The 14030-nt window shown below is 35.2% G+C and carries 14 protein-coding genes and 1 tRNA gene; 12 read left to right on the top strand and 3 right to left on the bottom strand.

The window, feature by feature from the left end; genetic code table 11:
• Positions 1–3: 3 nt before the first annotated feature.
• Positions 4–780, top strand: a complete 777-nt coding sequence (locus ACNQFZ_RS04925; RefSeq protein WP_458414237.1) for a sulfite exporter TauE/SafE family protein — start codon at positions 4–6, stop codon at positions 778–780.
• Between the two features lie 118 nt (positions 781–898).
• Positions 899–1288, top strand: coding sequence for a DUF302 domain-containing protein (locus ACNQFZ_RS04920; RefSeq protein ID WP_458414236.1), 390 nt, complete (start codon positions 899–901; stop codon positions 1286–1288).
• 153 nt (positions 1289–1441) lie between these two features.
• Here the strand turns inward: ACNQFZ_RS04920 and ACNQFZ_RS04915 are convergent, their stop codons facing one another.
• Positions 1442–2089: a hypothetical protein gene (locus ACNQFZ_RS04915; RefSeq protein ID WP_458414235.1), complete on the bottom strand. Its 648-nt coding sequence runs from the start codon at positions 2087–2089 to the stop codon at positions 1442–1444.
• Positions 2090–2644: 555 nt separating this feature from the next.
• Here ACNQFZ_RS04915 and ACNQFZ_RS04910 point away from each other — a divergent pair.
• Positions 2645–3010, top strand: a complete 366-nt coding sequence (locus ACNQFZ_RS04910) for a YkvA family protein (RefSeq protein WP_458414234.1) — start codon at positions 2645–2647, stop codon at positions 3008–3010.
• A 72-nt stretch (positions 3011–3082) separates the two neighbouring features.
• Here the strand turns inward: ACNQFZ_RS04910 and ACNQFZ_RS04905 are convergent, their stop codons facing one another.
• Positions 3083–3655, bottom strand: a complete 573-nt coding sequence (locus tag ACNQFZ_RS04905) for an acetylglutamate kinase (protein ID WP_458414233.1) — start codon at positions 3653–3655, stop codon at positions 3083–3085.
• A gap of 195 nt (positions 3656–3850) precedes the next feature.
• On the opposite strand from ACNQFZ_RS04905, the gene ACNQFZ_RS04900 reads away from it, so the two are divergent.
• The 7 genes from ACNQFZ_RS04900 to ACNQFZ_RS04870 all read left to right on the top strand — a co-directional run bounded on the left by ACNQFZ_RS04900 (position 3851) and on the right by ACNQFZ_RS04870 (position 12170).
• Positions 3851–5677, top strand: a complete 1827-nt coding sequence (locus ACNQFZ_RS04900) for an APC family permease (protein WP_458414232.1) — start codon at positions 3851–3853, stop codon at positions 5675–5677.
• Positions 5678–5940: 263 nt separating this feature from the next.
• Positions 5941–7146 carry an FTR1 family iron permease gene (locus ACNQFZ_RS04895; protein WP_458414231.1) on the top strand — a complete coding sequence of 402 codons (1206 nt, stop codon included), beginning with the start codon at positions 5941–5943 and terminating at the stop codon, positions 7144–7146.
• A 2-nt stretch (positions 7147–7148) separates the two neighbouring features.
• The gene (locus ACNQFZ_RS04890) at positions 7149–7742 is read left to right on the top strand and encodes an iron transporter (RefSeq protein ID WP_458414230.1); all 594 of its coding nucleotides are present in this window, start codon (positions 7149–7151) and stop codon (positions 7740–7742) included.
• Positions 7743–7799: 57 nt separating this feature from the next.
• Positions 7800–9038 (top strand): Fe-S-containing protein, encoded by a 1239-nt coding sequence (locus ACNQFZ_RS04885; protein ID WP_458414229.1) that lies wholly within the window; start codon positions 7800–7802, stop codon positions 9036–9038.
• An 11-nt stretch (positions 9039–9049) separates the two neighbouring features.
• Positions 9050–10348: an ABC transporter permease gene (locus ACNQFZ_RS04880; protein ID WP_458414228.1), complete on the top strand. Its 1299-nt coding sequence runs from the start codon at positions 9050–9052 to the stop codon at positions 10346–10348.
• 6 nt (positions 10349–10354) lie between these two features.
• A complete protein-coding gene (locus ACNQFZ_RS04875) occupies positions 10355–11485 on the top strand; it encodes an ABC transporter permease (RefSeq protein ID WP_458414227.1) in 1131 nt (376 codons plus the stop codon).
• Positions 11486–11498: 13 nt separating this feature from the next.
• Positions 11499–12170, top strand: coding sequence for an ABC transporter ATP-binding protein (locus ACNQFZ_RS04870; RefSeq protein ID WP_458414226.1), 672 nt, complete (start codon positions 11499–11501; stop codon positions 12168–12170).
• A 77-nt stretch (positions 12171–12247) separates the two neighbouring features.
• Here ACNQFZ_RS04870 and ACNQFZ_RS04865 read toward each other — a convergent pair.
• Positions 12248–12319: transfer RNA gene (locus ACNQFZ_RS04865), tRNA-Val, on the bottom strand.
• A gap of 67 nt (positions 12320–12386) precedes the next feature.
• Between ACNQFZ_RS04865 and ACNQFZ_RS04860 the strand changes: the two genes are divergently transcribed.
• Positions 12387–13271: a fumarylacetoacetate hydrolase family protein gene (locus ACNQFZ_RS04860; protein ID WP_458414225.1), complete on the top strand. Its 885-nt coding sequence runs from the start codon at positions 12387–12389 to the stop codon at positions 13269–13271.
• Positions 13272–13311: 40 nt separating this feature from the next.
• The gene (locus ACNQFZ_RS04855; RefSeq protein WP_458414224.1) at positions 13312–13983 is read left to right on the top strand and encodes an SOS response-associated peptidase; all 672 of its coding nucleotides are present in this window, start codon (positions 13312–13314) and stop codon (positions 13981–13983) included.
• Positions 13984–14030 lie beyond the last annotated feature (47 nt).

The raw sequence follows: 14030 nt of genomic DNA, 5'->3' as shown, positions 1-14030 counted from the left end.
TCTATGGACCTCGGATCTATTATTATCATTTTTATAATTGGTTTTATTGGGTCTTTTATTTCAGGGATGCTTGGTATTGGCGGTGCTATCATCAATTATCCGATGCTTTTATATATCCCGCCGTTATTTGGCCTTGTAGCATTTAGTGCACATGAAGTCACTGGTATTGTTGCTATGCAAGTGTTTTTCGCAACAATTGGCGGGGTATTGGCTTATCGAAAAGGCGGATATTTAAATAAACAATTAATTGCTTACATGGGAATTAGTATTTTAGTAGGTAGTTTTATTGGTGGATTTGGATCAAATATCATGTCAGAAGGTGGAATTAATATCATTTATGGTATGTTGGCAGCAATTGCAGCAGTGATGATGTTTATTCCTAAGAAGGGTATCGATGATATCCCGCTTGAACAGGTAAAATTTAATAAATGGCTGGCTGCTGCTCTGTCATTTATTGTGGGGCTGGGTGCAGGAATCGTAGGTGCGGGAGGTGCCTTTTTATTAGTGCCTATCATGCTTGTTGTATTAAAGATACCTACTAGAATGACGATCGCGTCATCATTAGCGATTACATTTATCTCATCCATTGGTTCTACAGTTGGGAAAATTTCAACAGGACAGGTAGAATATCTTCCTGCCTTCATTATCGTGGTTGCAAGTTTGCTCGCATCACCGCTTGGAGCAAAGGCCGGTAAAAAAGCAACTACGAAAACTCTTCAAGTGATTTTAGCAATCCTGATTTTTACTACAACTGTTAAAATTTGGGTGGATATTTTATAAAAAACAAATAATCTTGGTGAAAATCACCAAACTATTACGGTGTAATAGTAGCTTAAGATTTTCTGGAAATGACGTGTATTTAATCATTGTTCAATAACAAATGTGGGAGGAATTTTTAATGCTTGATTTTAATTATACGATTACAACTAGTAAAACACTGGATGATGCTGTAAAAAGCATTGAGGAAAACCTAAAAGAAGAAAAGTTTGGTGTGCTTTGGCAATTTGATATCAAAGATAAGCTTCAAGAAAAGGGCGTTGACTTTAACCAGTCATTTAAAATTCTAGAAGTATGTAATCCACATGAAGCGGGGCGTGTACTCACGCAAAATAAAATGGTAGGTTATTTCTTGCCTTGTAAAATTGTTGTCTATGATGATGGAGGTACTATCAAAATTGGGATGCCCAAACCTACAGCACTAATCACGATGGTAGAAGATGAAAAGCTTAAAGAAATTGCTGTAGATATTGAAAATCGGTTAATCAAATGTATTGATAAATGTAAATGACGCATACTGAATAGATCCAACTAAATTTCAGGGTTTTGGCTTACTCTGTATCCTTCACCAAAGGCATTGCGGGACTTTTGATGGCAAGTCCCGCCGTTGCCACTGGCTATTATCCGACATCCAACGTGTCTGTGGAAAGAATGGGAATGTAATTCACAAAATTACGTGTTTATTTTTTATAATTGATTTAATTTTGTTGGATAATCTCTTAGGAAAAGCCCCAATACAAATTTTATACTTTTGAACAATTTTTATTTTTTTTGGGAGAAAAATATGGAAGGGCCCTTTTAAGAGTCTTTTCGTTAAGGGTACATGGAATTTTAAAATGAAAAAAATAATAGAGCAAAGGGAAAGAATACTAGCTGAAAAAGGATTTTTAGTAAAAATATTGCTATAAACATACATTTTAAAAAAAAGAAGTCCTGACCAAAATAGATTCCAGCCATATTTGTACTTAATCATTTTTTGCCTATGTAAAAAATACTCACCTATAATGGATCCCAATGTCCAATTTATAGTATAAACTATCTGTTTTGATAAAGTTTTGGGTAATTTCGATAAATACAAAAGAATGACCAATGGTGTCACAATAAAAGTATGTAATGCTCTTAACCCTCTCCATGAGAACTCTCCAGGCCTAAATTCCCAGACGAGATGCCTTTTGCAAAGGTAATAATAAAAAGCATTTAATCCTAATACTAGGATTAAATTTTTATAATATTTGGTAATGTCCTTCCATGATTTATTAAAAATATTCAATAAAATGATGATTAGTACCAAGGCGATTTGCTTTTGTTTCAAAAAAGGCGACCTCCATTTAAATAATACTAATAACTATTATTTCCAAAATATGTAAAACGATATTCATTAAATGAGCTATTGGGTTGTATGTTACATACAACCCAATAGCTAATTGAGTTTTAATAAAAGCGAGGGAAGTAACCAACTGGTGGTGTCCATGTTGGAAATGGTGGGACATTATAGCTAATCATATGATTGTGAGTTGGATAGTAGTGTTGGGGAGTGTGGCTAATGATGTTGTGATTATAATGTGCCATACATGCCCCGGGAGATGAAGGGTGTGGACCAGTTGTAATAATAGTGACGGCCAATTTAAGCACCTCTTTTGATCAATTTAGTTTATTTTATGAATGTCAAGCTATTTTGTTTACTAAAGTCATTGTATAGGAAACAGTGGGAGGGTTTTCCGACATTATAAATCGAAACCTTTAAAAGGGCCCCTCCTACGCTGCCAGGAATGACGACGCGAGGTGTTAATTCAAGAAGGATTAGCGCCTTTCTTGTTGAAATTATTGTACTAACGTAAGCAGAAAAGTTGAATAGATAGGAGAAATTATGAGGAAAATAAGGGCTTGGGCGAAACGATTAAAACGACAAATTTTTGTACTTTACTTGGCTTATAAAGATGAAAGAGTACCTTGGTATGCGAAATTATTTACAGCTTGTGTTGTAGCGTATGCGTTTAGCCCCATTGATTTGATTCCAGATTTCATACCAATTCTCGGTTACTTAGACGATGTTATCATTGTTCCATTAGGAATAATGTTTGCATTAAAGATGATACCAAATGAAGTACTATCGGAATGTGAAAGTAAAGCAGAAGAAATGATGAAAAAAGGTAAGCCGAAAAACTGGGTAGTAGGTTCACTCATTATTCTAATTTGGGTCATCATTATGTTGTGGATTACGATAAATGTTTAAGGCTTGCTCACAAAATAAAAATGGCACTAAAATTAGTGCCATTCATTCTCTTATGGTACAATCATCATTACTTTATTTTTGAAACTTTCTGGGGAATTGTTGCACAATCGCAGCAGTTATTGTGTCTGCCATATGCAAAGCTTCTGCTTCAATTTTATCAAACACAGCAATACTTGATTGAAAATTGTTTTGGATTAAAAATACCGCTTCCTGTGTAGTAAGAGCCAGATGCTCGAAAAACATTTCTTGGAAATCATCTCTTGAAATAAAAGGATTTATTCTACTTAGAAATTCGGCAATTTCTTCTCCATTTTTGTACCATCTTCTTTCTATAGCTGCTACAGCTCTCTGATTGCCAGTTTTTGCAGCATTGACAAGTTCCACAGCAATTAACAGGTGCTCCCTTATTAAGTCGCTAAACCTCGCGGCTATTCTATTTCCATAGAAAGGCTTTAGTAAATTTCCCATATCTGTGGCGTTTCGGAGAAGACGTGCGGTAGTAGATTCTACATCAGGTAAATTAAAAGCTAGACTTATGATAGTCAGTCTTGTCCAGTATACGTGTTGTTCCCAAACCAAGCGCATGGAATTACTTAAACTAACTTCCTGCTCACTAATACAAGAAGTGTTGAACCAAGGTTTCATGGTTTCACCCCCCTTACACACCAATTTCATATTCAGTATATTCCGTAACTTACTGGTGGCTTGTACTTTAGCGAAGGACTAATCCTCATTTCCAATCTTTTTTTATTGTTGTTACATCTTAAACTTTTTGAAAAATTGTTATTCAATAGGGAAACATATAACCTAATGGACTCTATTTAGGTGGTGCTTAAATAAATGATTTTAACCATAAAAAGGTTCTTAATAGGTCAACCTTTGAAAACAACTGAAGCTGGAGAACATAAACTAAGCAACACGAGGGCTCTAGCTATTCTTTCATCTGATGCATTGTCATCTGTAGCATATGGTCCGGAACAAATTTTGATTGTTTTAGCAACGCTAGGTGCGGTAGCATTTTGGTATTCCATTCCTATCGCAATCGGTGTATTAGTACTTTTAACAGCCCTTATTTTGTCTTATAGGCAAATTATCTTTGCTTATCCCTATGGAGGGGGCGCCTATGTAGTATCAAGAAGTAATTTAGGAATAAATCCGGGTTTAATTGCTGGAGGATCCTTATTGGTAGACTATATCCTAACAGTCTCTGTTAGTGTCTCTGCCGGTACGGATGCAATCACATCTGCCATTCCTGCCCTGCATGGATTTAATGTAGAAATTGCTATTGTATTTGTAATTTTCCTTACTATATTAAATTTAAGGGGCATTACGGAATCGGCTTCCGTTTTGTCTTACCCAGTTTACCTATTTGTTCTAGCCTTATTCATTTTAATTGGAGCAGGTATTTATAATATTATTAAAGGGGATGTTTCACCTGAATTACACAGCCCAATAGGGACCCCTGTAGCAGGAATCACTTTGTTTCTTCTATTAAGAGCGTTTGCTTCAGGAAGCTCTGCTTTAACGGGTGTTGAAGCGATATCAAATGCTATTCCTAACTTTAAAGATCCTGCACCAAATAATGCAGCAAAAACATTAGGGATGATGGGGGCTTTACTAGCGATCCTTTTTTCCGGCATCATATTTTTAGCATACTATTATGGCATAGCTCCAAGTGCTAAAGTAACAGTTGTTTCTCAAATAGCTGAAGCAACCTTTGGCCGGAATTACGTATATTTTTTTATACAAGGAACAACAGCATTAATATTAATCCTTGCTGCAAACACGGGGTATTCTGCTTTTCCATTGCTGGCAGTGAATTTAGCAAAAGATAAGTTTATTCCAAGGATGTTTCTAAGTAGAGGTGATCGATTAGGTTATTCAAATGGTATTATCATACTTGGAATAGCCTCAATTATTTTAATCGTTGCCTTTCAAGCAGAAACAGAACATCTTATTCCACTGTATGCAATTGGAGTGTTTGTACCATTTACGTTGTCACAGACAGGTATGATGGTAAAATGGTTTCGGGAAAAACCTGAAGGATGGCACCGTAAATTTATTATTAATACAATAGGCGCAATCATTAGCTTTATTGTAACCATCATGTTCTTTTTTACAAAATTCGCGCAAGTATGGACTATCTTAGTTTTTGTACCGATTATCGTTTTGGTTTTCCACCAAATTAGAAAGCATTATGAAGAGGTTGGAGAGCAACTTAGAGTTAAAACTTTTGATTCCTCATTGTCTATCGAGGGAAACGTTATTATCATTCCTGTGGCGGGTATAACTAAAGGAGTGGAGAGTGCTTTAAATTATGCTAAAGGTCTGTCTCCTGACCAAATTATAGCGGTTTATGTTTCATTTGATCGAGAAGATGAAAAAAGGTTTGAGGAAAAATGGAAAAAATGGCAGCCTGATATCAGATTAGTGACACTTTTCTCCTATTATAGGAGTATCATCAATCCCCTTACCAAATTTATTGACAAAGTTGAACTCAAAGCTAGTGAAGCGAATTATCAAGTCACAGTGGTCATCCCACAGTTTATTCCGAAGAAAGGGTGGCACAATATTCTTCATAATCAATCGGGTATCATGATTCGAACTCTACTGTTACTTCGAAGAAAAGTAGTAATAACGACAGTACCTTATCATTTTGAAAAATAAAACAAGTATAAGGAGTCAAATTTCATTTTTTGGCGTAGTCTTCAATGACCAATAAAACTCCATGATCATTCTTATAGAATACGTAGGCGATTGCTCGACAATGGGCAGTCGCTTTTTATTCTAGAGAGGACATGCTGTTTAGCTGATGGGGCAAAGCCTAATCAAGGAATCCCAAACCACTTGACAGTGATAGTATCTTCATCTAAAATGATAATCGTTATCATTGATAATGATTATCATTTTTATCGAAAGGGGGAAATGTCGTGAGAAAATTAAATGTATTGAAGATCGTACCATTTTTACTATGTTTTCTATTTATATCTCATCAAGTCTTTGCAGCAGACGGCTCTTGGAATCAAGTGGTTACCAATATAGATGGATTTTTAAATAAAGCAATGGATGAATATGAAAAAGGTAACCAAATAAAGGCAAAAGAGTTGATAAATGAAGCATACTTTGGACCTTTTGAAAGCGACAGAATGGAGCAAGCAATCCGAGTAAATATTTCTGCAAAACGTGCTGCTGAGATAGAATTCCAATTTAACGAAATTAAAAAGAAAATCACTACAGGGGATGACATTAGTAAAATCCAACAAGATGTAGATGAATTAAGAAAAATGCTAAATACGGACGCAAATACATTGATTAAAGCAGAGCAAGGTACTGGAGGGCTATGGTTCTATTCCTTTCTAATTATTGTTAGGGAAGGGATCGAAGCTATTCTGGTTATATCTGCGATCGTTGCTTTTTTAATTAAGTCTGGGAATACAAGTAGAGTAAAAGAAGTGTATCAAAGCTCAATAGTTGCCATTTTAGCAAGTTTTGCTACCGCTTATCTTTTTCAGTCGTTTATTCATGTTAGCGGTAGATCTCAGGAAGCAATGGAAGGAATTGTTTTGTTAATTGCTACGGCTTTTTTATTTTCAATGGGTTATTGGATGTTTAAAAATGCTAATCCGCAACGTTGGAAAAATTACATAGAAGGAAAAATAAAGGATTCCCTTTCAACTGGAAAAAGAACGATGCTTTGGTTAGTTGCATTCCTTGCGGTGTATCGGGAAGGTGCTGAGACGGTATTATTTTATCAAGCATTACTTACAGATTCTTCTGAATCAACATTACCAATTTGGCTGGGTTTTGTTTCCGGGGCAGTAGTTCTTATTATTTTATTCTATATCATTCGTCTTACAAGTACCCGGTTACCGTTAAGACTATTCTTTATCCTCTCAAGCACCCTTCTCTATGTCTTAGCATTTATATTTGCTGGAGAAGGAATTAAAGAATTACAAGCTGGGGGATTTTTAAGTAACTCAATCATTTCCGGATTTCCTATTAATGGATCTTTAGGAATCTATCCAAGTTGGGAAGGAATCGGCGTTCAAGCACTTATCATTTTAAGTACGATTCTAGCAATCTCATTTAGGAAAAACAAAGTGAAGATAAATTCAATCGAAAAAGGAGTAAGTTAATCATGAAAAAAGGGATTTTCGGAGCAGTATTTTTTAGTTTATTTATTTTATTGGCAGGATGCGGGGATAAAGCCACAAATGAAACAACCACAAGTTCAGATCATGGAGCAAGTACTACACAAACAAAAGCTGTTAAAGAGATTCCGATTGGTGATCCCATTGAGAAGGAAGGGCTGAATATTGCTGCCGTTTACTTTGAAGCAGCCGAAATGTATCCTCCTGAAAAAGCCGGATTACAACCAAATGAAGCTGATATCCATCTTGAAGGTGATATTAAAGCGACACAAGATAATAAAACTGGATTTGGTATCGGAGAATGGGTTCCATTCTTAACAGTAAACTATAAATTAAAGAACTTGGATAACGGAAAAGAAGTTTCTGGAACATTCATGCCTATGAATGCTGCTGATGGTCCACATTATGGTTCAAACGTAAAAATGTTCGGAGCAGGAAAGTATAAAGTAAGTCTATCTATTGAGTCACCAGAGAAGCAAAACTATTTACTACACACAGATAAAGGTAGTGGTGTAGAAGGTAAGTTCTGGACAAAGCCAATCGAAGTGGAATGGGAATTTCCATATATGCCAAAAAAATAACGTGAAGGGCAAGAGCTTTCTTGCCTCTTTTACATTTGAAGAAAGGACGTGAAATAGATGCTACAATTCTTATCTTTCTTGATTAAAACTGGTATTGAATTTCTCTTTATAATCATGCTTTTGGCTAGCTTTTTAACGCTAGGTAAACATAAAAGATTGGTTCCTTCGCTTTTTTATGGAAGTTTATTAGGAATCGTTACTGCCATAATTCTTTATCTTACAAAAAAATATATAATCCGAATGGAAATGATAGATTTAGTAGAAAAAGGATTCTTATTTTCTGCCATTCTTTTAGGTATGATTTCTGTCATTTTACTGTATAGACAAAATAAGACTAGGTTTGGTAAAATTATTCTTTTTCTCTTTTCATTTGCAATTGCCTTGGAATTTGAGCAAATTCTTTTAACGGCTATCCCTCAACTGAGACTAGTTAATGGAATAAACTCTGAGTGGATTGGGAAAGTGGCTGTAACTGCCATAACGGTTTTGTTTCTTTATATTATGGCTTTAGGAATCCAACGCCTTGCTCAAAAACAAAACGTGCATTTTATATTCTTTATTGTCTTTTTCCAATTTCTGATTCTTTCTACTAAGGAATTAACAGAATTCCTTCAAATGTTATTTAGCCTGCGGATTTTACCCCTTACAATGTGGGCACTAGAAATTTTAGCTCCAGTAGTAAACCATAAGGAGTATTTTTTCTATATTCTAGCTTTAACTATTGGTTTGTTTTTAGTTAAAGCCTCTATTTTGATTTATCATCATTCAAAAGCTAAGGATGGTAGCTTTCTTAACCCAGCAGACAAACGAAAGGTGATTGCCAAGTCATTAACATTAAAAAGATGGTTTTATAGTCTTACGATTATTCATATTGCCTTTTTTTCGTTTCTAGTTAGTTCTAAGATTATTCAGGCAAATGAACTTAACATAAAGCCACCAATTGAAACTACTGCTCATGAGGGGCATATCCATATTTCCAACGATCAGTTAAAAAAAGGCTTAAATATTTTTTCATATACCTTTCCCGATCAAACAGAAACTCGTTTTATGGTTGTAAGCAAAACAGAAAATAACTATGCAGTTGCATTAGATGCTTGTTCGATTTGTGGGGTTGCGGGTTATTATCAAAAAGGTGATCAAATAATATGTAAAAAATGTCATTCTGTAATCAATGTCAATACAATTGGACTTCCGGGTGGATGTAATCCTATTACAATGGCATATGAGAGCCAAGATAACAAAGGATTAGATATTCAAGTGTCTGAATTAGAAAAATCTAAGTCTCTATTTCAGTAAGGAGTGGCAACATGTTTACACGTTTACTTTATAAAGCTTTTACAAGAAGCTTTAAGGATAAACTTTTAATAATTTTAACCGTTGCGCTAGGGGCTTCCCTTGCTTCGTTCATGTTAAATTTTTCATTAGATATTGGAGATAAGATGAATGAAGAATTAAAATCTTATGGTGCAAATATTAGAGTTGAACCTAAAATGGAAACCATTCCGGTGGAAATAAATGGTTTGAATTTAAATCCACTTGGGGAGCAAGCGTTTCTTCTAGAGGATGATTTATATCAACTAAAAAGAATATTCTGGGCAAATAATATCCTAAACTTTGTGCCTTATCTTGAGACAAAAGGTGAACTGAGAGCCAATCAAGAACAAGTACGTTTAATGGGCACATGGTTTTCCAAATCTATTAAACAAGGTAGTAGCAACACTTATAATGTTGGACTTTCCACAATGAAATCATGGTGGAAACTTAATGGTAAATGGCCAAATGAGGATAAAAATAGTAATGAAATTGTTGTAGGAAAACAATTAGCTGATCAATATAACCTTATAAAAGGTAACAACCTAATGGTCCAAATTAATACTTTAAAAGATCAAAAGGTAGTTTCTTTTCATGTTGTTGGAATTGTTAATGCTGACGAAGAAAATAATCAAACCATTTTTGTTCCATTGAATACTATGCAAACTATTTTAGAATTACCAGGAAAAATTAGTAATGCGGAGATTAGTGCTTTAACCGTTCCCGAAAATGAATTGGCCAAAAAGGCCGCAGAAAATCCTTCCTATTTAAATGAAAAAGATTATGAAGATTGGTATTGCACAGCATATGCAAGCTCCATCGCCTATCAAATAGAAGAAGTAATCAAAGGCTCTGAAGCAAAAACAATTAGGCAAATAGCTGAATCAGAGGGAGCAATTTTAAACAAGATTAAGTTTATGATGTTGATCATTTCCCTTGTAGCTATCATTAGTTCAGCTCTAGGAATTACAAGTCTTATGAATAGTAAGGTTTCAGAACGTGGAAAGGAAATTGCATTAATGAAGGCAATTGGAGCAACCGAAAACTCAGTTGTATTACTTTTTATTAGTGAGGCAATCGTTAGTGGAGTCATTGGAGGAATAATAGGCTATGGACTTGGAGTGCTCATAACTCAATTCATGGGCCAAAATATATTTGGAACAGTTATTAAAATAAAATTCATTGGATTACCTTTAATTGTCTTACTTTCTATCATCATAACTACAATAGGAAGTTACCCCACTATTAAAAAAATTATCAAGCTAGACCCAATAAGTGTACTTCAAGGGAGGTAGTTAAAAATGCACAAATTTAAGCTTTTTTCAAGGTTAGTTACTCGTGCATTACTTTATAGAAAACTACCAACAACAGTAGCGTTACTAGCCATAATTTTAGGGACTAGTATTATAGGTGGATTAGTAAACCTTTATTACGATATAAATGAAAAAATGGGTAAAGAATTTCGAGCATATGGGGCAAATATTCTTATATCACCAGCCAATCAATCTGAAATAGAAATTGAAAAAGTTAATGAAATCAGTTCGAAAGTTAAAAAAAATAAACTAGTTGGTATCGCCCCCTTTCAGTACTCAGTTGTTCAATTAGATAAGAAACCTTTGGTATTGGTCGGTACGTGGCTTGATCAAATGCAGCAGGTAAGTCCGTATTGGAATGTTACTGGGGACTGGATTAAGGATAGAAGTAATGTGAAAGAAGCATTGATAGGGATTAATATAGCAAAAAAGTATGATTTAAAACCGGGCTCATTAATTAAATTTACAAACTCTACTAAAAAAGATTTCTCCCTACGAGTCAAAGGAATTGTTTCCTCGGGAGGTAAAGAAGACAATCAGATTTTTGCGAATATGGGATTGGTAAAAGATGTAACCGATAGGAAATCCTCAGATATTGTTTTGTTAAGCTTATTAAGCAAAGAAGGTTCTGATTTGAAAAAAGAAGCAAATAGACTGCAATCATCTATTTCTGACATAAAAATTAGTCCTATTAAACAAATGGAACAATCCGAAGAGAAAATGCTTATTAAAATTCAAAAGTTAATTCGCCTAATTGGGATTATCATTTTCATCATTACGATTCTTACTGTAACAACTACTATGATTAGTATGATCTATGAAAGACGAAAAGAAGTTGGGTTAAAAAAGGCACTAGGAGCTTCTAATCAACTATTGTTTCTTGAATTTCTTGCAGAAGGAATGATTATCAGTATTGTTGGCAGTACATTTGGGGTAGTTGCCGCTTATTATATAGCTCAGTTAATTGGATTAAGTGTTTTCCATGAAGCGATTGCCTTCCAAAACATGATTGTCCCATGGACTTATGTTCTATCGTTGATTATCGTAGCAATTTCTTTCTTTATTCCGGTTAGAAAAATTATGAAAGTTGATCCTGCTATTGTATTAAAGGGAAATTAAAGGGGGAACGATTATGTGTATTCTCGATATTAATGGTGTTTCAAAGAGTTATGGTAATCTCCATGTTTTAAATGATATCCATTTATCTGTTGAGGAAGGTGAGTGGGTAGCAATCATGGGTCCATCTGGTTCGGGAAAAAGTACATTGTTAAATATTATGGGGTGTATGGATAATCCATCACAAGGAACCGTTAATATAAATGGAGTTGAAACATCGAAATTAAATAAAAAGCAATTGACTGAAATACGCAGGGAAAAAATAGGTCTTGTTTTTCAACAGTTTCATCTGATTCCTCATTTAACAGCAAAAGAAAATGTTATGTTAACCCAATATTACCATAGTATTCATGATGAAGAAGAAGCAACAGCTGCGTTGGTTCGCGTTGGTCTCAATCAACGGTTAAACCATCTCCCAAGTCAGCTATCGGGTGGTGAACAACAAAGAGTATGTATTGCAAGAGCGCTTATCAATTATCCTGCTATTATACTAGCTGATGAACCTACTGGTAATTTAGATGATGAGAATGAGCAGATTATAATGGATGTCTTTCACCAATTACATCAAGAAGGCCACACTATCATTATGGTAACACATGATAAAAAGGTGGCAGAGAATGCCCAGAGAGTTGTCATGTTTGAATATGGAAAAGTAAAGGAAATCAGAGAGAATAAAAATTATGCATAAGGTTGTGGGAGAACGAATTCAAAAACAAAGAGCCTGTAATCCTTGATACACCAGGGTTACAGGCTCCTGTTATTGTATGGTCTGTACTGGTTTCGAACCAGTGACCCCTTGCATGTCAAGCAAGTACTCTCCCACTGAGCTAACAGACCAGAATAACGTCATTATATAGAAATATGGTATTATTGTCAATAGAGTGATAAAGAGGGAGGAAGAGTTGTGAAATTAGTAACGTTTAAACAAGAGGGGAATTTAAAAGTTGGTGTTAAAACAAATGATGTGATCCTAGACCTTGAAAAAGCTTCACAAGCGGCAGGTCTTGAAAATCCAGGCTCAATTAAGGCAATTTTAGAACAGGGGAACAAAGCAATTGATGTTATTAATCAAATTGTAAACGCTGTATCTGAGATGAAAGGTGCGGAGCTATTTTTACAAGAATCTGATATTGAGTTCGGGCCATGTGTGCCAAATCCGGGGAAAATTATTTGTGTTGGACTAAATTATAAAGAGCATGTAGAAGAATCAAATATGGAAGTACCTAGCCATCCTGTATTATTTAATAAGTATAATAATACAATCTGCGGTCATGGTGATACAATTGAAATTCCTTTTGATGCTGTAAAAATGGATTATGAAGCTGAGCTTGTCATAGTAATCGGGAAAGAAGCAAAGAATGTATCTAAGGAGGATGCATTAGATTATGTATTTGGCTATTGTAATGGAAATGATGTTTCTGCCCGTGATTTGCAATTTAGGACTGTCCAGTGGCTTTTAGGCAAATCTTGTGACGGCTTCTGTCCAATTGGCCCTTATTTAGTTACGGCAGATGAAGTTGGTAATCCAAATGAATTAGATATTAGTCTAAAAGTGAATGGAGTAACTAAACAGTCTTCTAATACAAAATATATGATTTTCCCATGTGATGAATTGGTAAGCTATATTTCAGGATATATGACGTTGAAGCCTGGTGATATCATCTTATCCGGTACACCTGATGGCGTTATTTTAGGGTATCCTGAAGATCAGCAAGTATGGCTAAAAAGCAATGATGTGATGACTGTTGAAATAGAAAAGTTGGGTAGTCTGACTAATAAATTGAAATAGTATAATACGACCGTATGTAAATGATGGGGGATGGGTGCCAATGTGTGGTAGGTTCTCGTTAACAGCGCCAATAGAAGAAATAATTGAATTTTTTAACATCGTAAATGGGGAAGAGCTTAACTATGAAATAAGCTACAATATTGCCCCAAGCCACAATGTATTATCGATTGTATCTGATGGTGAAAACAACCGAGGCGGATATTTGCAGTGGGGCCTAGTGCCATCGTGGGCAGATCACCCTTCGATTGGATATAAAATGATTAATGCCAGAGCGGAAACAATCGAGGAAAAAGCGAGCTTTAAGAGCCTATTGAAGCGAAGACGTTGTTTAATTGTCGCGGATGGTTTTTATGAATGGAAAAAGGATGAACAAGGGAATAAACGGCCATTTAGGATGACTCGTAAAGAGAAGCAGCTACTTGCATTTGCGGGATTGTGGGACCGATGGGAAAAAGAGGGGACTGTTTTACATACATGCACTATTATCACTACAAAGCCTAATACCATTATGATGGATATCCATGATAGGATGCCAGTCATCCTTTCAGAGGAAGCGCAAAAAATATGGCTTGATCGTACCATTCAAGATACCGGACGTTTAAAACAGCTTTTAATACCCTACCCGCCGGAAGATATGCTTGCATACGAGGTTTCACCAATTGTCAATTCACCGAAAAATAATCAGGTGGAATGTATTCAATCGTTGGCGTAATTGTTCAAAAAAATCAGAAGCCCCAGATCTGTTTCGGCTTCTGACTT

This window comes from Schinkia acidoalkalinis (assembly GCF_054301215.1).
This window is presented reverse-complemented; position numbering and strand designations above follow the sequence as displayed.